The organism is Pseudomonas sp. PS02290, from assembly GCF_029960075.1.
In the GTDB taxonomy this organism is placed as follows: Bacteria; Pseudomonadota; Gammaproteobacteria; order Pseudomonadales; family Pseudomonadaceae; genus Aquipseudomonas.
This window is the reverse complement of record NZ_JASCOY010000004.1, coordinates 13,432-32,940: the sequence shown is the minus strand read 5'-3', so window position 1 is coordinate 32,940 and position 19,509 is coordinate 13,432. Positions and strand designations below refer to the sequence as shown.

The window sequence follows — 19,509 nt, the reverse complement described above, 5'->3', positions numbered from 1 at the left end:
ATGTTTGTTGAAGAGGCACATAAAAAAAACCGCTGACCCAAGGCCAGCGGTGGAAACAACGTTTTAGGTCTATCGAGTGCTGTGCGTCTGAAACGTCACGTCATCCATGCAGGCGAAAAGGGTGCCCACGCGTTCTTGGAAAAGGTGCAAAGCCATTTGCTTGAAGCGCACTTCAGTATCAGGTGTTGGTGCGTCGTCGAAGGTGAAACAGACTTTGCCACCGTACTTTCCTTGATGATAGATCGGATGGATATCGACGGTTGCCAACAGCCTACCCTTCACCTTGATGTGCCGGCCCTCGAATTCGAATGCACACGTCTTGATCAGTTCGCGAGCTTTCGGCACCGTGATGGTAGAGATCTCCGCGTCGCCGTCGGCTAGCAAAGTAAGCTCATAGCATTGCACATGCTCGAACGAGTCGAGTGCGCATTCAACGAACTCAGTCGCACGCGGATGCAAATCAATTGAGGCGAGGTGCGTCCCGTTTTCACGGATAACCCAGATGTAGCGACCTCCCACAGTGCCAGTGTTGGCAAGGTGATCACGGTCGAACTGATAAAAGTCTTGCCGGTAACCGGTCAGAATGCACTGCTCGGATTCGACGATATTAGTCATGCGGTTGAAGGCTGCCTGAAACTTCACGGTACTTCTCCTGAAAGGTTTGCGTTACGTAACGTGATGAGCCACATCCACATACAAGTTTTAGAGAGGCCTCTGACGTGTAATCGCCTGTGGAGCATTACCTGGTTGCAAGCTCAACCCATCAGGAAGATCTACTAAATGAACAACCTCCATGGCTACGTTTCAGTAACCCAGCTTAAGGACTTACTCTCTGCTCTTGTAGCGCACAACGATGGGCTCAATGAGGCTGAGCGTCCTCCGGAAGGCGATGACTACAACGATATCTACGGCACGTTCGTGGAGAAACTGAGCGGATTGATCAGCGCCGCGAACGAGGGTGTAGTGGCAGCGCCTACCAAACCCCAATGCTGCTCCAGCAAACAATCCCCACCGTTCTACCAGGTAGGCAAGGCTTTAATGGCAATTGTCCAGCGGATTCGGCTAGCTGATGCACGTGCCCTTGTGACGGGGCTCGAGCGGTGCTGGCAGGAGCAATCAAACGGCAACGCCGGAAGCCAGAATCGAGCCAGTGATGACCTCGACATGCTTACTCAGGAAATTGCCGGCAGAATGGTGGCGAGCGATCGTCAGTATGTAGAGAATTTGTTTTCATCTTTTCTGCCTCAGCAAAGTTCTTAACCTTCTCCCACGCCCGGCCACGCGCCGGGTTTTTTATTTTCACCACGCATGTTCAGCATCTCTCAATTACACAGATAACGGGAGATCCCACATGTCGCACTTTCAAAAGAAAAAAATCGATCGGCGCAGTAAAGAGGCGATGATCAGGTTTCTCGATGATCATTATCGCTACGACACCATGCGCAGCTGGAATGCCTCCACTAGCTATGCACAATGCATCAAACTGCACACGTTGGGTCTTACACATGAGCAGATCATGAAGGCGTACGACGTCATCCAGACAGATATCTGGGATGAACTCGACGTTTTGATCCAAGACTTCGTAATCGAAATGGACGGGGCTTACACTATTGGCATTAATGGCCGCTCAGGCGGTTACTTGGTGCTGTTAAGCTGTGAGTGGACATCCACCGGTTACAAGTCGTATTGCCGGACATGCTCACGACGCAACTATATGTCATGCGGCAACACAGCCGGTGACAATGCCTGTGGCGTTTGTCGAGCAACTGGTGATAAAGGCCGAGTAAACTATGCCACGCCGCCACGCCAACTTAGTGTTTCAAGCGCTGGTATCGACGAAGAACGCGATTATGAAACCTGGTCAATGGAACAGTTGAGGGCCCGTGTGAAAGTCGTGGACGCTTTTGACAGCGCCTGTGATGACATTCGTTTGGCGTTCTTAGCAATGCTCGACTTGGACGTCGTTGAAGAAACGATCATGGTTCCACAAAAACGCTTCGTCCTTCAGGCGTCGCATGCGCTCTAACCACCACGACCGCTGGCCTATTGGCTGGCGGTTTTTTTTACAAAAAACTTTTATGGTCCTGACTCGTAAGACGGCCCCGGCAACGATAGGGGCGGTTGCCGGTTTACGTCAAATTGTGGGGACTTGCCGATTAGCGAATGACGCCGACGCGAATCAGCAGCTTGGCCACCGCAGCGACCATCGTCCGCGCATCCTCAATCTTCCGCCAGGCGCGGTCGTGGTCTTCTTGCGAAGCGACAACGGTCAACGCTTGCTGCTCGGCTTCGGCGGCTTCCAGCTCGGCCACCTCTGCTTTGAACTGGCTGCCAAAGGCTTCTGTAATTCGTCCCAATCAAAGCCCATTTGTAGGCTGCCAGCGCGGAGCATATTTCGCCTTCAATGGGGTCTGTCGTGAACTTGCGCAGCATGGTCCGCTTTCCTTGATTAATTGGCGCTTTCAGCATGCTTCCGACGCCAAAACCGTTTACGGCGGATAAGGCGCGGCAGAGTCAGCGTTAGCCCCATATACATCATGCCTACCAACATCGAAAGCAGCACGGTACAAGCCAATTGGATTGGAAACTCCAGTGAGCCGCCCAAGGTGTTGGCAGGGAAGTCCAAACTGATACGCGACCCAACGTAGTGCCAGCACCCATAAAAAATGGCGGCGCAAAGCAGGCTAGCCAAAAGGTAGATTCCACAACGCACAAGGAGGTCGCGTTGATTTTCACTCATGTGATTTTCCTTTAGCCTGCGAGTGGCAGGCGGTTGTTCAGCTCGATCAGCTTTTGGTCGTACTGCTCGACCAATGCGCTGTATTCCTTCGATTGCCAGCTTTCCAAGCCACCGGCAGACATGACCCTCAGGCATTAGTCTTTCTGGCACCGAACAGAGAGGATTTCGTCTGCGATCAGTTGTCGGTAGTGGTTCATCGCGAATTCCTAGACCTTTGGGGCAAAGCCGCCCAGTTCGAGCACAGGCTTGGCTTTCGATACATCAACAGTTTCGGTGCGCCCGTCCTGGAGTCGAAAGTCGACATGCTGCGGCTTGAGAAAAACGTGGGTGGTCGCCTGGTTAACGATGTTTTCGGCAGGTGCTGTATCAATCGGGAAGTGCTGCCTGAACGTCGCAGCATCCTCGGCCTCCACTTTATTCATCTGTTCAGCAGCTTCGCCACTGAGTCCGCTCTTGGAGTGAGCGAGTGCCAACAGCTCGGTGAGAGCGCCCGAATGCATGAGGTAGTCTGAGTGATCTTCCTCGCTGTACTGGCCAGCCTGATGCTTGGGGTAATAGGCAGCCAGCGCCTCCTGGTGGGCGCGGGCATTGTCGATAAGTGTCTGTTCCAGCGGTGTGATAGCCATGGTCGTTCCCTCATTGCGCTCGGCTTATCCGGCGTCTCTACTGGCTCGGCCCCACGTTTGACGGCGGGGCTTGGGTGTACCTGGGCGTTTTCTCGAACTATTCAGCCAGCGGTCTGAATACGAAATCGCGGCTGCATGCGTGACACGTCACGCCGTATGTCACAACCGGGGAATGAACAAACATGCCCTGCGTGTTGATTAGGGGCCATTGCGCAGCGCGGTGAGTGCCTACAGCGCCGCACAGAGGACACTCTAGGTTTACGCTGTCGGCTTCTAACGGGATTGTCTGGGCAATTTCCTTGGGTGAGTCTGCCCCGTAAATCCCGAAATCCACTGGTCGCTCTGCCTCTATCTCGTCAACGTCCTGAGGCCCGGTGAGCCACATTGCTTGACGTGACGCCCTGGTCTTGAATGGCCAGTCCGGAGCATTGGCCCATTCATTGATGACAACCGCCTCTTGCGTGGCTTTGGCGGTCGCAGGCTCCGAAAAAGTCACTCCTTCGCCGTAACGGGGAACATTCCGAGCTTCCTCGGCAGTTTCGAACAACTGGCGGCAAACCCAGCCGCCGATATCTTCGCTGATACCAAAAAGTTGTTCGCCGTCCGCAAACTGGACTGTGAAGACGTTGTGTGCCATTTGACTTCCTTTTGATCTTCGCTGACGCGAGAACCGCGTCTTGGTACTGCCTAAGCCCGCGGATGGGCGGGGTGGACTGGGCTTCGGCGTACGTTGGCGCTTTCCAACAAAAAAGTTTATGCGGGCATAATAGGTGCCTTAAACGCACCTGTCAAAGGCATTTTTGCACCGGATCGCTTAATAATTGGCCCCCAGTTTTCGATGACATAAACCGGCCCCGACTTGATAATTCTGACCCCAGCCTGCTCGCCCGCTTGGGTTATAAGGTTGGTGACGGTCTTCTTGTCGAGTCCGGTTTTTGCCACAACTTTTACCAGCGTGGCGTCGGGCGTTGAGTCGATTGCAGCAAGCACAGAGAGCATGCGCCGCAGGTCGCCTTTTGGATAACTCACAACATCGGTCATTCGGCTGCCCATGGGTGCTATAAACGCACCCATTTTAGACGTGGCCATGTGCCGTTGTCACGTTCATAACGCAATCTCAAATGCTCGACGGATACGCTCTGGTCAGCACTTAAATAGGGCTTGCTGGGGTCAAGGCATGCATGCCCAAGGATGGTTTGAACGGTTTCGTCATCGTCGGTTGCAGCAAGCACCTTCGCCCCGAGCGAGCGCCTGCCGCTGTGGGATGAGCCGTGTTTGATACCGGCCTACCGGTAGAGCCTGCTGATGGTATGTTGTAGCGCGTCACAGGGTCGGGTACACCTCCGGCCCGCTGTCCAACTGGCGATGCTTGAATGCAATTTCAAAGGCTTGCCCCTTGTGCGTCATGACCAGCTTTGAACTTGGGCGAAACCCTCGGTATTCATCCGCGCTGGAAAGCCCGCAGCGGCGGCGAAGACGTACCGCAGACCACGCATCGAGAGCGGCAAGAAATTTGGCGTGGGTCAGGTAGATGTTTCGTGGCCTGCAAGCCTTCGTGATGTCCGCTCGCAATACATCTCAGGCTTGATGGAACCGCTCGAATACAGTCTGCGATCTCAGCAAGGCGAACTCGGTGACGCTACTACCTCTGTTATGAGTGAGCCACAACAAGGCCACATCGCGCTCTGGCAGACGGTGACTAAGGCAACCCGCATCAGGTGTTTGAGTTGACCAGGGCGAAGTGAAGTAGCGCGGCGGATGGTCATGGGGGCTCTCTGTCAGGATCGAACGGGAATGGTGCTGGATCTTAAGAGAGTGGACAGCGGGCTTCCTGAATAGCTTACAGGCAAGCCCGCTGGGAGTGTTCAGGGGAAGTACGAAAACGCCAATATCAGATGACCTAATGTGAGACTACTATGACCATTCTTTCCAACCATCGTGTTTCAGGATTGTGTCGAAGTTCCGTTCTACCGACTCCGCACTACCCGCGTCCATTGGTTCCAATTGGACGGTACAGGCTCCAGATTCAGCGTCAATTTCAACATCCTCAATTTTCGGCCGATCGTTTCGGTGCCACGCAGAATCGTCTATGCGATAGCCTAACTGCGGTGGAACCTCGGACACGATTTCCTTCGCGACGTCTTTTGCTACTAAGCCTGCCTCATCAGAATGGAAGTAGATGCGCCGAACTGCTGTGTATTTCATTTGAAAGCCTTATTTGAGCGGTAGCCGAGATCCCTGTGATCTCGCTGACGGACAATCATAGGCCCACTAAAGCAATTCTGTCAGTGCGATTGAGGAGACGCTCAGAACTCGTGCTATTCGCACGCGACAAAGGGCAGGGAAAGTCCACGGACTGTCTGCCGCAGCTACCGGCAGAACCTAGCGCAAAAAAAAACCCTGACCGAAGTCAGGGCGTGTATAGCATTGATAGAGACCTGCGCAGCTTAAGCTGCCACGGGTTTGGAGATCTGTCCGAGTATGTCTACAAGAGGCATGCTCGACAGGCTTCGTAGGTCATCGTCCTCGTTGAGCAATCGTGCGCGTAGTGTCTCCAGGAATGTGTCGATTTGTCTGCGAGTGTGCAGTTGTACGGACATAGTCAGGAGACGCCAGGCCAACTCAGCTTCAGCTTCAAGGTTATCCGTGCGGTTGATGTAGTCCTTGAGAAAGTCCAGCACTTCAGCAGTCCAAAGAATCGATCCGAGATCTTCGTTATCCACGTGACCATGATTCGAGGGTTGGATGCCGTAGCCCGCGTTCAAACCTTCCGAAATAGCCTCCAGCGCCGGCGTAAGTGTTTCCCAGTCGTACCCTTCATCTTCAGCTGACTGCTGATTCAGTTTATGGAGTGTGTTCAGCGCGTTGTAGGCGGCCGGAAACAGAAACTCCAGCACCGCATCAGCCCCTTGTGCAACGGCAGCCGCCAGTCTGCCAACCACGCTTTGTACCTCGTTCAGATCGGGATTCTCAGCAGCCTTTGCGAACACCTGCAGAAGGGCATCTTCAATAGCCGATGGCGATTCTTTCTTCGGAGAGAGAACCTTCATCTGGAGGAACTCGAGCATCACAGTTTCGCCATAGCAGTTCTTGCAATGGAACGAGTCGCCGACCCAATGGCCTTCGTCGATGTTTTTGGCCGTAATGATGGTTGCGTACCGGCCTTGATGTCCCCAGAAAAGTTGGAGCACCTGGTCCTCGTCCAATGGTTGAGCGAGATCAAGGTGTACTGGGCAGCATTCCGTCAGTCCACACGACAGGGTAAGTAGCGCATGAGATGCATTGCCGGCGATGTCGAGGAAGCTGTTGCGAGTGTTTGTGTTAGTCATGGTTAAGCCCCTGAAAGTTGTTGAACGTGCAGTACAGGGATGAACAACAGGGACCTGTAGCAGTGGATACCCCGTTCTTGTTTGGTGCCTTCGGCTTTTGCTCGACTTCAGATCGACGGGAGAAAGCGCTTCGCGTTTGCATGTTTGAAGCCCAAACAAGGCATGCAGATCAGCAAATCCTAAGCTAAAATCGCGCTTTTAAAGAGATGCAATTAACAGTCAAGGATTTACCTATCTGCGTCCAATACCAGCGGAGTGAACCATGAGCGCGTGCGACGACCTGTTCAAAACCGATGCTGTAGCTTGGGATTCTGACCCTAAGACAACGTTCGAACAGTGGATGAGCCAACAGCCAGGCAGAGGGATGTCGCGTGCTCATATCAGAATTTCATCCGCTGAAGTCTACCGGGCTCAATGGGGCCGTTTTGTGGACTGGATTGAGCAAAAGAGCATTAAATTAAGCGAAGTGGATTCAGGAAACATCAGCGAATTCCTGGAAGGCCTTGATGTAAATCGACCTCAGCGAGACCGGTACCGCAAGTTGATACAACGTGTGCTTGCAGACCTAATCAAAAACACCGCCGAGATCGGTTTTATGAACCCAGCCGCACAGGCGATGCGCGAGGAAGGAGCTAAATGGAAGGAAGCGGATGGAAATCTTCCAACCAGCTTTCTCAAGCCCACAGAACGCGCCTTGCTCGCTACATACCTCAACTCTGCGATCACCGCAGAGAAAGAGCGTGATCAATGGCGTGAGGCACGCGATCGAGCAATAGTTGGGCTATGCCTGGGGGCTGGTCTCAAGGTTGCAGAAATCGTGCCCTTGACTGTTAATTGCATCTACTTGGGTGAAGAGCACTGGATCAATCTTCGCGACAAGAACTCCCAATTTTCCCATCGGACCCGGCCCCTCGATTATGCCGCGCAAGCACTCAAGACCTGGTTACAGCATCGAGCTCGAATGGCTACCGAAGGAAATTTGTTATTCCCTTCGGACATCAAGCCCATTGTAAAAAACGGGAAGACCATTACCAGCATTCACCCATCCACCCTTGTGCGAATCACCGAGGCGATGATCGAGGAATCAGGCGTTAAAGCCTTAAGGGGCGATGCACATCGCGCCAGCCCACAAACATTACGCAACTCATTTGCAGCTGAACTGTTTGAAAAAGGAGAGTCACCTGAGCACGTTGCTGATCGAATGGGTTTCGCTCATGTAATCTCGGCAGAGCGACTGTTCGCTTCATGGGAAATGTGGCGTAACAGCTGAAGAGCACCGAACAAGGAAAGGCTGTCTCGCAGCGGAGCGTTTGTGCTGCTCCGCTGCGTTAAATTACGACCGTCCAGCCGTGCCGGTTACCGGCAGATCGCCCAGCAGATTCAACCCAGTGGTTTTGACGAACGCAGCGTAATCCATCGGCCGCTCGACGCGTGTGTCTGCGTTTGGAAGCACATACGCCCAGGCACGCTTGGACGAAGCGTCATAAACCAGCTTGAACAACCGCGTCGGAACCCAGACCTTGTTGTCTCCGATCGTGGTGTACCCAGGATCAAAAATCGGACCTGTGAACACATAGACACTGCCCCCGGAACGTTGGGCGAACTTGCGCACATCTGATTCAATGCGGCTCCACGCACCCCGATTGTTTTGTGAAGACTGCGGCACCATATTGGACAACGCAAAAGACTGCGCCATCGAGCGAGCATTTGGCGAATCTCCAGCCGGACTTTGATGGCCTCGATCAAACCCAGCGCCACGATAGTCGCTCAACTCAGCCCGGCCGCTCTTCGGTATACGCGGATCGGGATAAAACTGATTGGTTCGTTCCTCCCCCTTGGCATCTCGAACCTTCGCAGCATCGAGTCGCTCGACCACAACCAAAGGTGTTCGACTCGCCTGCGAGTAAATAACCGCAAAGCTATCAGAACACAGAGCCATTGGCTTCATGGCCGGCGGTACGCTTGCGACGCTGATCGGCCTGCCTGCCGGGAAAATGTCGACGCAACCATCGAACGAGGCCTTCTTCTGCTGACTGGTGTAGAGGGCGAGAGCTTCGCTCGGGTTGATCGTTCCGGATCGGTAGCTGCTTTTTTCTTCCTGGGCATTGGGAAACTTGATGAAATCCATCAGGCCGCGGGCCTGTGCGGCGCCGGCGGACAGCATTACAAGGGTCGATAGCCCAACAGCAATTTTGCTTAGCTTCATGCGTGAGTTCTTCAGGATTGAGTGACGAAATACTGACAGTAAGAGCAGAGACCACCTGATCCGCGCAACGTCAGTAAAGGGTTTGACAAATGTCAGGGGTAGGGCGGGGAGGGAGGCGGCTCCCGGGAAGGTCGAGGTGCAAACGAACTGACAAAGGCATGATGAACCACCCGCTGCATCGGAAATTAAGCATAACAGGTACGCATATCAGAATTCACTACGTCGAAACGGATTTCTCAAATGCCAGAAACCACAAGGCCCACTACACGTAGCGGGCCTTGTGGTCGCAAGTTCAACCTTTCGGTTGATTTCCCAGCCTTTCAGGAGATTGGGTCGTTTGAGGCGTTTCCGCCTGCTTGGGACCTATTAAACACAGAATTTTAAGGACATGCAACACGCACCTATAAAATTTATTCAACTTTCTGACTGACCAATTCACAACGCATCATCCCGTTGTCCGGGGAATGGGAGCCAGTAACGCAGGAGGTTTTTAGATTCTCGCCGCCGCCTTAAAAAATCTCTCAGTATTCACAACTGTTGGGAAACGGCAGAATTCGAAAAACAACACGTACTGCGATTCCCGACAACCAGCTTTTTTCTCGAGAGGTTCAGCAATGAAGCTTTTCTATTCGGACAGATTTTCAGAGCCTCAAGGGGGGTCACCATATTTAGCAATGTTCGCATTCGTAGTGCTCTACTGCGGATTTACCGTGGGTATTGGCCTCCTGATTAGCGGATCAGTGGGTCAAGCAATTTTCAGCGATTGCTGGGTTGGTGCTTTCCTCGGGATTTTGCCAACGTCCGCCAGATATAAGATCAGGATCGGAAGACTTAGAGCCTTACTACTGGTAGTTCTTGCAATAGCATTTCTTAACTTCGCAAAAGTGATTGCCGGGCTTCAGCTCCCATCTCCACAGAGTGAACAATTACAAATGCTCGAACTGGCCGCCGCAACCAGCGTAGAAGTATTGACCGGATTGATCTGCGTGAAACTGGTAGCTCAATTCCTTTGGAAGGGTTTTGGGGGAAACCTTTTCTAACCACCTAAAGGGGCGCACGGCACTGATTTACGTGCGCATCCTGCCAATTATGCTTGGGTGCATGACATCTCCGAATACCAGGTCCACGCAAGACCTGCTTACCTTCAGGAGATGCACCATGACTAACCCGAAAATTGTTCCAGCTCAGGTTGTTTTGCTAGTCGAAAACCGCGCACAAGCAACAATCCTCGCAGCTCTTCGTCACTATCAGCATGCGCTGAGCAATAACCGACCTGCCTTAAGTGAGTTCATCGAGATCGCCTCCGATAGCGGCGCCGTCCTGCCGCTATCGGCCGATGAAATCGGGGATCTGTGTGAGATCGTCAATTTTGGCGCCCCGCTTGACCAGATAAAGGACTTCATCGACTGGACGACGCCTCACAAGACGGCTTTCAAACGATTGGTCGAACAGATGTACAAGCGCGGCTGGCGCTCCGCCCGCGTTCATAACGGCGAATACTGGACGGATCTCTCCGCAGGTATGACATCAGAAGCGATCTACAAAAATCATTTTGGTGAGCTGGATTTTCAAATTGAGTTTGCATTCAAACTGAACCCCTCCAACACCGGTCAATGGCAGTTCGCTCCAAGGGACAAGGTCGGCATCACTTGTTTCGGTGGTTCGCCTGCCTTTGTGGAAGCTACACATGCGGCAACCAGCAGCGTTTTCGGTGAGTGAGGTGGCCACTATGCACCCCATTATCGAAGCATCACGTCTGATGAATAACGCTCAGATCACAAGGAAGGCCGCCATTCATGCCAATGCGACAACGATCTTCCTGTGGGAGCTTTCCACCGGTGACACCCTTGAGGTCGTGCGGACGTGTTCCGGCTTCAGCTCAACCGAACTCAAGCACCATTCCTTTAACGACCGCATCAACTACTACCAGGAACGCCGTAGCGCAAAAGTGACTGGTTGTTATCAGCAGCCCGCATGACTTTAAAGATCCACCAGCCCGGCACCGCCCGGGCTTTTTTCCCCTCAAAAATACACCTGCCTGATCTTCATATCCGATTGCAAGTCAACGCGTTCGTCAGGGCAGCCCTGACGACTCACAAAAGTCCTTCCATTCGGAATTCCTATATGGCGACTCCTTATACCCCCTCTGAAATGCGAAACAAGATCAGCAAGCATCTGGAAAAAGGCGCCGGCATCTATGCCTTTCACCCTAGTGCCCTGGGCGAGCGGTATTTCAAAGCCCGGGTGTCCGAAGGACGTTTGGAGGTATGGAGCGGCTTTAGCTGGTTTGAGGTACCCCGCGGTACCCAGTTCAACAACGGCCACGGCTCCGCCGGAAATCTGTTCGTTTACTGACATCAACGCTTCGAGCAGCCAGACGCTTTCGCAAGAGTGTTTGGACCAATTTTCAGGAGAGTTTTGACATGAAATCCAACCGAACGCCGTACACAAAGCTTGGTGACACAATCAATTCGTTTGCCGCCGTTTTCAAGATTGGCCGCACAGAGCATAAAGTGACTGTTCCCGCCGGCACTCGTTGCTGCCTGTTGGAAGGTCCAGGCGAACGCTGGGTCGTCGATGATCTGAGCTTCATTGACCCCAAAAGTGGCCTCTACTCTGACGCTTCAAACTACGGTATCCCCGTCGAATCATCGAACCTCACCAACGTTCGTTAGCCAAAGGCTTAACGCTACACCCCCCCTGCCACCTTTGGTGCAGGGGTTTTTTTTGTCGAAAAAATCTGGAAAAGATAAAAATACAAGCGGCGTATAGTCTTGTGTTGTTGGAATTGGTAGCATTGCATCACACGTACGCATAATCCTGAAGTAATCACTTATCAATCCGAGGTATTCGATGAAGAAGCTTGCACTCGCAATCGCCCTCGCCAGTTGTTCACTGGCCGCATTCGCTGACGAAACCAACACCCAGGCACCTGCCACCGGTACTGCCAGCACTACCCAGGCTGCCCCAAATACTGCACCACAGGTCGCCACACCTTCGCCTACCCCCGCAGTTGCGCCGGCAGCACCAGTCGACCTCGAAAGCCTGGCAGTGATCAATGGCCTGCGACAAAAATACCCGGCCACGAATTTCACCAGCGTCGTCAAAGCTCCGCTGGCCGGTATTTTCGAAGTCACCATGGGCAAAAACATCGCCTACACGGACGCCGAAGGTCGTTACCTGATGTTCGGTAGTCTGTATGACATGCAGACACGCCAAGACCTGACTGCGCCAAAACGAGCAGCAGCAGAAAAAATCGATGTGTCCAAGTTTCCCCTCGCCGACGCGTTCACGCGTGTGAAAGGTGACGGCTCGCGGAAAATCTACCTCTTTACAGACCCCGACTGCCCTTACTGCCACGACCTCGAAAACAAAGTTTTCCCTCAACTCGACAACGTAACCATCTACACCTTCATGTTCCCGATCGAATCCTTGCACCCTGCGGCCAAGGCCAAAGCCGAGTCCATCTGGTGTCTGCCAGAAGCAGAACGCGCAGTTGCCTGGGACAGCATGATGAAAGGTGTCACGCCGGCGGCGCAGAAATGCGCAAACCCGATCGAGAAGAACATCAGCCTGGCTGAAAGCCTCGGCATTAACGGTACTCCAACGATGATCAGCGAAGACGGGCGCAAAATGCCTGGCTTGGGCACTGTCGAGCGCCTGGAAGCATTCCTGAACGGCGGGGCATAAAAAACACCTTTCGTCTCGTGGCCATTTCGATGGCCACGATGCATTTCGTCACAGAAAGTCTCACCTTGGACCACCTGACGGCGGTCCCTTTGGAGTTGCGATGAAGCTACACCGCCTTTGTGCATTCGCCTTCGTCCCCACACTCTTCCTTACTTCAATCAACCTGCACGCTGAACAGCTGGGCCAATATGGCAACACCTGGAATATTCAGGAGCAGGATGCAATCGACATGATCAAAGGTCGGTTAGGAGAAATGGAGAAAAGAGGGGAGCTCACGAAATACTGGAATGACTACCGCGACACACAACTGGCCGGTTTGGAAAATCCAAAACCCTTGCCAGGCATCGAACCGGTGGTTGAACCGCAGATCCGTATGTACGACCCAACGTACACCTACGCTGAAACAGTCAAAGATCATCTCGGAAATGTGCTGGTACCAGCTGGCACCAAAATCAATCCGCTCGATTACACCCCGCTCAGTAAAGCCATCATCTTCATTGACGGCCGCGACCCTAAGCAGTTGGCGTATGCAAAGCAACGAACCGAAGAGCACCCTCGCGACAAGGTAATTCTCGTGGCTGGTTCCTTTTTGAAGCTCAACCGCGAGTGGGGTCGCCCAGTCTACTTCGACCAGCAGGGAATCCTGACCAGGAAGTTCGGCATCGAGCGTGTACCCGCTGTGTTAACTCAGAAAGGGCGCCAGCTCCAGATCGAGGAACTCAAGCTATGAAAAAACTTTTGATGGCCATGGGGTTCTTGATCACCGGTTTTTTTGCTTCAGCCAACGTCAACGCTGACGCGATATGCACCGGCAAATTTCCGAACCTCATTACAGACGTTTGCTGGTCCTGCATGTTTCCGATCAAATTGTTCGGATCAACCAACTTGGTTTCTGACGGGCAGGAGGATTTTGATAGCGGCGGGGGATCAAGCCCATTCTGCTATTGCGGCAATCCTCCCAAAGTAGGTATTCCGACCTCCTTCTGGGAGTTCGACATGATGACTGACGTAACCACCGTCCCTGGCTGTTTCCCTTTGCTCGGCGGTGTGCGTGTAAACGTTGGCGTGAACAAGGACGCGTTCGGCCAGATTTCCGACGACCAAGCGGGTACCCGAGACTCGTTTATGCAGGTCAACTTTTACATCAACCCTGCAATGTACGTCATGGGCGCGATCTTGGATGACTCCTGCATGGATCGCCGTGGGATGGATGTGCCCTGGGTCTCGTTCGCTGACCCAACGCATAACGACGATGAGCTGGCAGGAATCCTCACTCCCTACGCATTCCCGTTCGGCAGCATGGTTGCGATCGGAGCAATGTCAGCTGACGCGGTTGCCGCAGCAGCCGGGTTCCCACTGTCGACCATTTTCTGGGCCGCAGGCTCGTATGGTCACATGTACCCACTGACCGGCCATAACGAAGCGCATTTGAGCATGGAACAGACCGCCCGGTTACAGACGACTCGGATTCTCGCGAAGTTGCACGCCGCCGGGACTCAGTGGGCAGCAATGGGCAGCGGGGCAATGTGCGGCTACTACCCGCAAATCATCATGGACAAGCGCCAGTACAAACTCACGCGTTTGTACCCAAAACCTGAAACGGCAAAGATCGCCGGCAAATGCTGTGGCCCCATCGGGCGCTCCACCATTTTGACCGAATCCAACACTGAATTTCCAATTCCCGGTTACAAGGACTTTGGCTATGGCATTTTCCGTAAACGCGACTGCTGCGGCGGCGTTACTCTTGGCAACTAGCGTTATAAGCCTGGGCGTTTACGCCCAGTCGCTCTCAATGCCGTCCGATGCAGATCTTCAAAAGCTGATGGGCGAACAGTCTGCGGCCAGGGCCGCAACCCTCGGCGGCAAGATTGACCCAGTGAAAGCTGGCACCTTCAAGTCGAATGTGCCAGTGATCAACGCTCCGCCCCCCACCAGAACGGAGTCGCTGGACGATGTTGTAGCCCGTTACAACAACGCCAAGCAGGAATCGAAGGGGAAGCCTGGCCAAAGCGATTTTATTATCTTTGTATCGTTCTCGATGCCGAAGGACATCCTCATCGAACTCACGCGCCAGGCTAAAGAAACAGGTGCAGTGCTTGTAGTACGAGGCTTCGTCAACGGATCCATGATGCAGACTAAACGTGCCGCATTGGAGGTAAACAAAGCGGGTGTCCCTTGGGAGGTCAACCCGGAGCTGTTCAAAGCATTCAAGGTTGAATCAGTTCCCACGTTCGTGGTGGCCAGCGCAGAGGCGGAGTCCGTTCTCGATACCGGATGCTCGCCTGATGCGACGTACACCTCTGTGACGGGCAATATCTCCGCCATGCTGGCATTGGACACCATTCGGCTGCGCGGTCAGCCAATGATCTCAAAAATGGCAGAGAACAAACTGGCCCAGATCGAACAACGAAATGCGCCAGGATCCGTTCAGCAATAACTTTCACGTGCCCTACCTTGTAGGGCATTTCTGCATCAAAACTCCCATTGGGGTAAGTTTTGGAAGAGACCAAAATGCGAGATCTATTAACCCAAGAAGATCGTGAATGGCTCAATGGGCTGAGTCTTAACCTGACAACATGGCGCGAATTGACATGCGCACAATTCAAAGGTGTTCCCTGGCACGACCAAAAAAGAATTGCCCTTGACGGCGTTGTCTACCGGCATGGCTCTTGGGTAAATGCCCGGGATATCGTCGAGGAAGTCGGTAAGTCACTCACCTGGAACACGCAAATATTTGAAGCATGGGATTACGGGTATGCAAGCGGAATTCATGAGATCTGCGACACCCTGACGAGTTTCGATGCAGACATCTTGCTAATCGCCTCAGGATACAAGGATCAGGATCTGAGTGAACTCAGCCGGGCATCTACAGAAGCTGTTGCTGAAGCCTACCGAGATCTTTACGGAGAGGGTGAGGACGATGACGAAGACGATACTTACCACTACTACGCGAGCGGGGGTGGTGCTCACGATATGGAAGGATTCGTAGATCCAGTCGTGGAAATAGATGATGAGAACGAGGTGAGGTGAGATGGGTATGCCAGTGTCCACAGGAAATCACATACCAAAAGAAAGCAGGTCGTTGATCTCAGCAGTAATACTCCTGCTGCCAGTTCTGGTGATCGCATGCATTGATATAGTGCTGATCTATTACCAGTTTGCCCTGGCGCCATCTGTCGATGTGAATAACTTGGTGCCTTCCGCAGCTCTCACAAACACCGCCTGGGTGCTAGACAAGGTCGTCATTGGTGGAGGAGTTGTGCTCGTAGTGATGCCCCTTCAACACTTGTTTCTTACTCAATCGATGGGCCTATTCATTCTCAGCGCCGGCGGGCTCGCGGTGCACCTCGCTACATCTTTCATCGTAGATCAGGCGGTGGTCACGCCATTCATCGCATCGAAAGCGTTAAACCTCTTCAGCTAGCAATATTCAAAGCAAAAAAAACCCGGACAAATGTCCGGGTTTTGTACTTCGTTAAGCCATGCGTGTCTGCCTGCCAGCGCCGAATGCAGCACGTCGGCTAAGCAGATTCCATTGAGCATCGGTGACCAGCAAGCTTGAGCGAGCTTTAACGTAGCCATTCACGGTCTGGCGGTAATGCAAGCGGACAAGGCCAGCGGTTACGCTAGGAACACCTTCCAGCTCGTAAACGTTCATGAACCCGTCAACATCGACGACGGTCGCTGTCACGATCTGAGCGTGAAACATTTTCAGATAGCAAGCTTTGCCCAGCAGAAAAACAACTTCGCCAATCAACTTGGCTTGCTTCTTCATCGACTGGAGCTTCAACTTCAGCTTCAGGCTAATGGACTGAACATTGCGGTTGATAACAGCGGTATCAAAGGTGAGTTTCATGGTCATTCTCCCGGGATATGAGCTAAGCCTTGCGTATGCCTAGTAACCGGTGATGCGCATCATGCTCTTACAATCGAAGCCCCTATCTATCCGTCCCCCAGTTCCTCTCCACCCAAAGCCTCAAGCAATGAGGGAACGAGTTTTGTCAGCTGCTCTGTGTAGACATGGAACATTCCTGCGTAGGCCGCTTCATCGTCTTCCTCGTCGGGGATCTCGGCCTTGACGCTGTCCAGGAACGTGATTTTCTTGACCTGAAATTTGTCGGTCAAAAAAAACGTAATTCGTTCATCCCAGGTCATTGCCAGCTTTGTGGGTCTGCGCCCCTCGATGATGTGCTGTCGCACCTCATCACGCTCGAGGCTCAGCTGAGCGTAATGAACCTTCGATTTCTCGATGTCGAGACCTTGCAGGTACACCTCACGATCGACAGTGAACTCATCAGGCGCCTCGTTATTCATCAACCACGAGGCCATAGCTGACCCCGGATCCATGCTGGTGCGAATGAGGGAGACGGGAGTATTTATCGCCTCTTGGAGAATGGTCATTACGTCGTCTGCTTTCGCCGGCGTTCCGGTGTCGATCCCGATCAGCCCGGCGGACGTATTCACCCAAACAGGAATCGTCACCTGGTGCTCGAATGCACGTGGAAGCAACTCAAGAAGTGCTTCCATTTTCAAATCTTTCAACTGTGCCCGGCTGGGCTTGTAACCCTTTTCCTTTTCCACTTTGGCGGCCTTTGAAATGGTCAGCCGTTGCAGGACGGGTTCTGGAACCTTGCGTTCCTCAAAACAGACGGTTAGGAGAAGCTGTTTTTGATTGACGTAAACCAACCCACTGCCCGGCCGTGGTTCGACCCATCCACTGGAGCTGATCATCTTTTCGGTGCAGGGTTTGAACACCTTGTTTTGGAGCTTCTTGGCCAGATCTGTGGTTGAGAGAGACCATGGCTCTGTAATCCGGTAGAGGTGCAGGTTTGAAAACATGGCGTCGACCTTGAGAAAGCTGGCTATGACTCAATAATAATTCACATCACGTGCACATAATACCTTCAGATTTACTATGATGCAGACCTCAGTTCTGCAAGTGAGAAAACCATGTCCGCTCTTTTACCGGTTACACAACGGCAAAGCAGTTGCGCACGGCCGAACCCGCTTACCTGTCAGGCGATGCGTCCCAGGTCATTGGTGGTAAGGCGATGAGCACTTGAAGGTCTTGCGAGCTGAAATTACAGGCCAACGTAAAGCATAACCAAGCATCAAGATTTCATCTGGAGAACCAGCAATGGCAGGTATTCAAGACCACTTCAAGCGCGACGCCAACGGCAACGTTTACGAAGTTGACTTCAAGTATGTCCGCAATAACGTGCCGCTCAACTGGTTCTTCGAGCACATGCTCGATGCAAAACCCAAACCAATGAGCGGAGCCATACGTTACGGTGTTTGTCCAAACGAACCGAGCTGCCAAGCAGCTTCTGTTCACTCGGTTAAAGTTTGCGTAAAGGAAGATAGCTGGAAGTGCTTCAGTTGTGGGGAGCATGGCGATGTTGTTGCGGCAGCAGCCTTTTACTGGCGCATATCGCACCGGGAAGCCGGCCTTGAGCTTATGAGGGCCGACGTGGATATGTTGAAGCATTACATCCCACCTAAACCGGATACAGCTATTGAGCGGGACGACAGCGCCTTGGCGCTAGTGCTGAAAAAGGTTGCGGAAGCATCACCATACCCTTCAAAGGATGCATTAGCGTACCTGGGCGGGCGAGGTATTTCAGAACGCGTTGCACGTGAGGCTTGCGAGCGAGGCATTTTGATCACGATACCCAACGACCCCTTTCAAGCAAAAGCTTTTTTGACTGAAGTGGCCGGAAAGGAATTGATGGAAAAAGCTGGACTCTGGAAGCCCGATAAAAAGGCACCGGCTTGTGCGTTTCGTCCACTCTGGTTCCGCTCGCAGTCTCACTGTGCCGCAGAATTCAGACTGATGCGTGATCCCAAAGAGGGAGAGAAAAAAGCCATGCGTTACGGTGGTAAATCTCCATGGATATGGGAAGGCGAAACTCCTGACGATTACATGATCGTTGAGGGGCCGATCGACCTTATATCCGCTGTCGAAATGGGTTCAAAGCGTACGATTTTCGCGCTTCCGGGTTGCGAGAATTGGGAACCAGACTGGTTTCAAATGATGGCCGAGAAAAACGTGCTGATGGCACTGGATCCTGACAAGCCTGGCTACGCAGCAGTAGAAAAACTGAAGCCTGTTCTGCAAGCTTTCGAAGCCATGGTTGGTATCTTCAATCCGCCCAACAGGATCGGCGACCTAAACGATCAACTCAAAGCGATGCGAGGACTCATCTAAAACCCACTACAGCCCGGCATTCATTGCCGGGTTTTTTTACGCCGTCAGAATGATTCATAACACATACACATACGCTTTTTGAGCTGTTACGATGCTCGGATTACAGCCACAGATATGTCCACCGTGAACCGACGACAATTTCTTCTACTCTCCCTCGGCCTAATGGTCACCGGCACACAACCCGCATGCGCCAGCACCAGCACGTTCTGGGATCAGCCCAGACGCCTTTGGCTGAAACGTGAAGTGCGCAAGGGGGTATGGGAGGAGGTCAATGAGATTTACCATCAAAGCGGGCACCTACAATGGTCAGGTTATGAGCGGATTTGTCGCATTCTGCGTGATATTCACACCGACACCGCAGTCCAGATGAGCCATACGCTCCTCGATATACTCTGTGGCATACAAGGGTGGTTTTCGATGCACGCGATTCACCTCCCGATTATCGTTACCTCCGGCTATCGCAGCGAAAAAACAAATGAGGACGCCGGCGGCGTGCGTGACTCTGCGCACCTACGAGGGGGGGCATGTGATCTGTATGTTGAGGGTGTACCAGTGGAGTACCTGAAGGACTTGGCGTTGTACCTTCAAGGCGGTGGCGTAGGCATATATCCAGATTCAGGCTTTGTGCATGTTGATGATGGCAATTTGAGAACTTGGCGAGGGGTTGTGAAAAAGAGGAATGCCATACAAAAGCCAAAGCCCCGTTGAGG

Annotated in this window: 26 protein-coding genes; 16 read left to right on the top strand and 10 right to left on the bottom strand. The window is 52.8% G+C overall.

The window, feature by feature from the left end; translation table 11 throughout:
* Window positions 1-69: 69 nt before the first annotated feature.
* Window positions 70-642: a hypothetical protein gene (locus QMX88_RS03520; protein WP_282366389.1), complete on the bottom strand. Its 573-nt coding sequence runs from the start codon at window positions 640-642 to the stop codon at window positions 70-72.
* A gap of 138 nt (window positions 643-780) precedes the next feature.
* Here QMX88_RS03520 and QMX88_RS03515 point away from each other — a divergent pair, with 138 nt between their 5' ends.
* Together QMX88_RS03515 and QMX88_RS03510 are read left to right on the top strand one after the other, a co-directional pair.
* Complete coding sequence (locus tag QMX88_RS03515) at window positions 781-1,260, top strand: hypothetical protein (protein ID WP_282366388.1); 480 nt, start codon at window positions 781-783, stop codon at window positions 1,258-1,260.
* A 91-nt stretch (window positions 1,261-1,351) separates the two neighbouring features.
* Complete coding sequence (locus tag QMX88_RS03510; protein ID WP_282366387.1) at window positions 1,352-2,026, top strand: hypothetical protein; 675 nt, start codon at window positions 1,352-1,354, stop codon at window positions 2,024-2,026.
* Between the two features lie 130 nt (window positions 2,027-2,156).
* Here the strand turns inward: QMX88_RS03510 and QMX88_RS03505 are convergent, their stop codons facing one another.
* The 6 genes from QMX88_RS03505 to QMX88_RS03480 all read right to left on the bottom strand — a co-directional run bounded on the left by QMX88_RS03505 (window position 2,157) and on the right by QMX88_RS03480 (window position 6,695).
* Complete coding sequence (locus QMX88_RS03505) at window positions 2,157-2,357, bottom strand: hypothetical protein (RefSeq protein ID WP_282366385.1); 201 nt, start codon at window positions 2,355-2,357, stop codon at window positions 2,157-2,159.
* A gap of 92 nt (window positions 2,358-2,449) precedes the next feature.
* Window positions 2,450-2,740 (bottom strand): hypothetical protein, encoded by a 291-nt coding sequence (locus QMX88_RS03500; RefSeq protein WP_282366383.1) that lies wholly within the window; start codon window positions 2,738-2,740, stop codon window positions 2,450-2,452.
* Window positions 2,741-2,946: 206 nt separating this feature from the next.
* Window positions 2,947-3,366: a hypothetical protein gene (locus QMX88_RS03495; RefSeq protein ID WP_282366381.1), complete on the bottom strand. Its 420-nt coding sequence runs from the start codon at window positions 3,364-3,366 to the stop codon at window positions 2,947-2,949.
* 97 nt (window positions 3,367-3,463) lie between these two features.
* Complete coding sequence (locus tag QMX88_RS03490) at window positions 3,464-4,003, bottom strand: hypothetical protein (protein WP_282366380.1); 540 nt, start codon at window positions 4,001-4,003, stop codon at window positions 3,464-3,466.
* A gap of 116 nt (window positions 4,004-4,119) precedes the next feature.
* Window positions 4,120-4,455 (bottom strand): hypothetical protein, encoded by a 336-nt coding sequence (locus QMX88_RS03485; protein WP_282366378.1) that lies wholly within the window; start codon window positions 4,453-4,455, stop codon window positions 4,120-4,122.
* A 1,358-nt stretch (window positions 4,456-5,813) separates the two neighbouring features.
* Window positions 5,814-6,695, bottom strand: coding sequence for a hypothetical protein (locus tag QMX88_RS03480; RefSeq protein ID WP_282366376.1), 882 nt, complete (start codon window positions 6,693-6,695; stop codon window positions 5,814-5,816).
* 262 nt (window positions 6,696-6,957) lie between these two features.
* On the opposite strand from QMX88_RS03480, the gene QMX88_RS03475 reads away from it, so the two are divergent.
* A complete protein-coding gene (locus tag QMX88_RS03475) occupies window positions 6,958-7,965 on the top strand; it encodes a tyrosine-type recombinase/integrase (RefSeq protein WP_282366374.1) in 1,008 nt (335 codons plus the stop codon).
* 63 nt (window positions 7,966-8,028) lie between these two features.
* On the opposite strand, the gene QMX88_RS03470 is transcribed toward QMX88_RS03475, so the two are convergent.
* Window positions 8,029-8,901 (bottom strand): DNA/RNA non-specific endonuclease, encoded by an 873-nt coding sequence (locus tag QMX88_RS03470; RefSeq protein ID WP_282366371.1) that lies wholly within the window; start codon window positions 8,899-8,901, stop codon window positions 8,029-8,031.
* Window positions 8,902-9,515: 614 nt separating this feature from the next.
* On the opposite strand from QMX88_RS03470, the gene QMX88_RS03465 reads away from it, so the two are divergent.
* From QMX88_RS03465 to QMX88_RS03415, 11 genes are all read left to right on the top strand, one after another.
* Window positions 9,516-9,941: a hypothetical protein gene (locus QMX88_RS03465; protein WP_282366369.1), complete on the top strand. Its 426-nt coding sequence runs from the start codon at window positions 9,516-9,518 to the stop codon at window positions 9,939-9,941.
* A 118-nt stretch (window positions 9,942-10,059) separates the two neighbouring features.
* Window positions 10,060-10,620 (top strand): hypothetical protein, encoded by a 561-nt coding sequence (locus QMX88_RS03460; protein WP_282366368.1) that lies wholly within the window; start codon window positions 10,060-10,062, stop codon window positions 10,618-10,620.
* A gap of 10 nt (window positions 10,621-10,630) precedes the next feature.
* Window positions 10,631-10,879: a hypothetical protein gene (locus QMX88_RS03455; RefSeq protein ID WP_108184862.1), complete on the top strand. Its 249-nt coding sequence runs from the start codon at window positions 10,631-10,633 to the stop codon at window positions 10,877-10,879.
* On the top strand, window positions 10,876-11,256 hold the full coding sequence (locus tag QMX88_RS03450) for a hypothetical protein (protein WP_282366361.1): 381 nt from the start codon (window positions 10,876-10,878) through the stop codon (window positions 11,254-11,256). The genes QMX88_RS03455 and QMX88_RS03450 overlap by 4 nt, the downstream gene beginning before the upstream one ends.
* 68 nt (window positions 11,257-11,324) lie before the next feature.
* Window positions 11,325-11,576, top strand: a complete 252-nt coding sequence (locus QMX88_RS03445; protein WP_282366359.1) for a hypothetical protein — start codon at window positions 11,325-11,327, stop codon at window positions 11,574-11,576.
* A gap of 178 nt (window positions 11,577-11,754) precedes the next feature.
* The gene (locus QMX88_RS03440) at window positions 11,755-12,591 is read left to right on the top strand and encodes a DsbC family protein (RefSeq protein ID WP_282366357.1); all 837 of its coding nucleotides are present in this window, start codon (window positions 11,755-11,757) and stop codon (window positions 12,589-12,591) included.
* A 100-nt stretch (window positions 12,592-12,691) separates the two neighbouring features.
* Window positions 12,692-13,321, top strand: coding sequence for a type-F conjugative transfer system protein TraW (traW, locus tag QMX88_RS03435; RefSeq protein WP_282366355.1), 630 nt, complete (start codon window positions 12,692-12,694; stop codon window positions 13,319-13,321).
* Window positions 13,318-14,346, top strand: coding sequence for a TraU family protein (locus tag QMX88_RS03430; protein WP_108184663.1), 1,029 nt, complete (start codon window positions 13,318-13,320; stop codon window positions 14,344-14,346). The genes traW and QMX88_RS03430 overlap by 4 nt, the downstream gene beginning before the upstream one ends.
* Complete coding sequence (trbC, locus tag QMX88_RS03425; protein ID WP_233097167.1) at window positions 14,294-15,028, top strand: type-F conjugative transfer system pilin assembly protein TrbC; 735 nt, start codon at window positions 14,294-14,296, stop codon at window positions 15,026-15,028. The genes QMX88_RS03430 and trbC overlap by 53 nt, the downstream gene beginning before the upstream one ends.
* Before the next feature lie 74 nt (window positions 15,029-15,102).
* Window positions 15,103-15,621, top strand: a complete 519-nt coding sequence (locus QMX88_RS03420; RefSeq protein ID WP_282366343.1) for a hypothetical protein — start codon at window positions 15,103-15,105, stop codon at window positions 15,619-15,621.
* A 1-nt stretch (window position 15,622) separates the two neighbouring features.
* The gene (locus tag QMX88_RS03415; protein ID WP_282366341.1) at window positions 15,623-16,015 is read left to right on the top strand and encodes a hypothetical protein; all 393 of its coding nucleotides are present in this window, start codon (window positions 15,623-15,625) and stop codon (window positions 16,013-16,015) included.
* Window positions 16,016-16,066: 51 nt separating this feature from the next.
* On the opposite strand, the gene QMX88_RS03410 is transcribed toward QMX88_RS03415, so the two are convergent.
* Window positions 16,067-16,447 (bottom strand): hypothetical protein, encoded by a 381-nt coding sequence (locus QMX88_RS03410; RefSeq protein ID WP_282366339.1) that lies wholly within the window; start codon window positions 16,445-16,447, stop codon window positions 16,067-16,069.
* 86 nt (window positions 16,448-16,533) lie between these two features.
* On the bottom strand, window positions 16,534-17,430 hold the full coding sequence (locus tag QMX88_RS03405) for a recombination-associated protein RdgC (RefSeq protein WP_282366337.1): 897 nt from the start codon (window positions 17,428-17,430) through the stop codon (window positions 16,534-16,536).
* A gap of 298 nt (window positions 17,431-17,728) precedes the next feature.
* Here QMX88_RS03405 and QMX88_RS03400 point away from each other — a divergent pair, with 298 nt between their 5' ends.
* The gene (locus QMX88_RS03400; protein WP_282366335.1) at window positions 17,729-18,799 is read left to right on the top strand and encodes a toprim domain-containing protein; all 1,071 of its coding nucleotides are present in this window, start codon (window positions 17,729-17,731) and stop codon (window positions 18,797-18,799) included.
* Window positions 18,800-18,913: 114 nt separating this feature from the next.
* Window positions 18,914-19,507: a YcbK family protein gene (locus QMX88_RS03395; RefSeq protein WP_282366332.1), complete on the top strand. Its 594-nt coding sequence runs from the start codon at window positions 18,914-18,916 to the stop codon at window positions 19,505-19,507.
* Window positions 19,508-19,509: the final 2 nt, after the last annotated feature.

What these genes read in the sequence shown, in the direction of transcription:
- QMX88_RS03410 (WP_282366339.1), bottom strand. Translation starts at nt 16,447, where the DNA reads ATGAAACTCACCTTTGATACCGCTGTTATCAACCGCAATGTTCAGTCC.
- QMX88_RS03450 (WP_282366361.1), top strand. Translation starts at nt 10,876, where the DNA reads ATGACTTTAAAGATCCACCAGCCCGGCACCGCCCGGGCTTTTTTCCCC.
- QMX88_RS03515 (WP_282366388.1), top strand. Translation starts at nt 781, where the DNA reads ATGAACAACCTCCATGGCTACGTTTCAGTAACCCAGCTTAAGGACTTA.
- QMX88_RS03475 (WP_282366374.1), top strand. Translation starts at nt 6,958, where the DNA reads ATGAGCGCGTGCGACGACCTGTTCAAAACCGATGCTGTAGCTTGGGAT.
- QMX88_RS03460 (WP_282366368.1), top strand. Translation starts at nt 10,060, where the DNA reads ATGACTAACCCGAAAATTGTTCCAGCTCAGGTTGTTTTGCTAGTCGAA.
- QMX88_RS03455 (WP_108184862.1), top strand. Translation starts at nt 10,631, where the DNA reads ATGCACCCCATTATCGAAGCATCACGTCTGATGAATAACGCTCAGATC.
- QMX88_RS03490 (WP_282366380.1), bottom strand. Translation starts at nt 4,003, where the DNA reads ATGGCACACAACGTCTTCACAGTCCAGTTTGCGGACGGCGAACAACTT.
- QMX88_RS03485 (WP_282366378.1), bottom strand. Translation starts at nt 4,455, where the DNA reads ATGGCCACGTCTAAAATGGGTGCGTTTATAGCACCCATGGGCAGCCGA.
- QMX88_RS03395 (WP_282366332.1), top strand. Translation starts at nt 18,914, where the DNA reads ATGTCCACCGTGAACCGACGACAATTTCTTCTACTCTCCCTCGGCCTA.
- trbC (WP_233097167.1), top strand. Translation starts at nt 14,294, where the DNA reads ATGGCATTTTCCGTAAACGCGACTGCTGCGGCGGCGTTACTCTTGGCA.
- QMX88_RS03495 (WP_282366381.1), bottom strand. Translation starts at nt 3,366, where the DNA reads ATGGCTATCACACCGCTGGAACAGACACTTATCGACAATGCCCGCGCC.
- QMX88_RS03470 (WP_282366371.1), bottom strand. Translation starts at nt 8,901, where the DNA reads ATGAAGCTAAGCAAAATTGCTGTTGGGCTATCGACCCTTGTAATGCTG.
- QMX88_RS03465 (WP_282366369.1), top strand. Translation starts at nt 9,516, where the DNA reads ATGAAGCTTTTCTATTCGGACAGATTTTCAGAGCCTCAAGGGGGGTCA.
- QMX88_RS03510 (WP_282366387.1), top strand. Translation starts at nt 1,352, where the DNA reads ATGTCGCACTTTCAAAAGAAAAAAATCGATCGGCGCAGTAAAGAGGCG.
- QMX88_RS03500 (WP_282366383.1), bottom strand. Translation starts at nt 2,740, where the DNA reads ATGAGTGAAAATCAACGCGACCTCCTTGTGCGTTGTGGAATCTACCTT.
- QMX88_RS03400 (WP_282366335.1), top strand. Translation starts at nt 17,729, where the DNA reads ATGGCAGGTATTCAAGACCACTTCAAGCGCGACGCCAACGGCAACGTT.
- QMX88_RS03445 (WP_282366359.1), top strand. Translation starts at nt 11,325, where the DNA reads ATGAAATCCAACCGAACGCCGTACACAAAGCTTGGTGACACAATCAAT.
- QMX88_RS03420 (WP_282366343.1), top strand. Translation starts at nt 15,103, where the DNA reads ATGCGAGATCTATTAACCCAAGAAGATCGTGAATGGCTCAATGGGCTG.
- QMX88_RS03480 (WP_282366376.1), bottom strand. Translation starts at nt 6,695, where the DNA reads ATGACTAACACAAACACTCGCAACAGCTTCCTCGACATCGCCGGCAAT.
- QMX88_RS03405 (WP_282366337.1), bottom strand. Translation starts at nt 17,430, where the DNA reads ATGTTTTCAAACCTGCACCTCTACCGGATTACAGAGCCATGGTCTCTC.
- QMX88_RS03415 (WP_282366341.1), top strand. Translation starts at nt 15,623, where the DNA reads ATGGGTATGCCAGTGTCCACAGGAAATCACATACCAAAAGAAAGCAGG.
- QMX88_RS03430 (WP_108184663.1), top strand. Translation starts at nt 13,318, where the DNA reads ATGAAAAAACTTTTGATGGCCATGGGGTTCTTGATCACCGGTTTTTTT.
- traW (WP_282366355.1), top strand. Translation starts at nt 12,692, where the DNA reads ATGAAGCTACACCGCCTTTGTGCATTCGCCTTCGTCCCCACACTCTTC.
- QMX88_RS03440 (WP_282366357.1), top strand. Translation starts at nt 11,755, where the DNA reads ATGAAGAAGCTTGCACTCGCAATCGCCCTCGCCAGTTGTTCACTGGCC.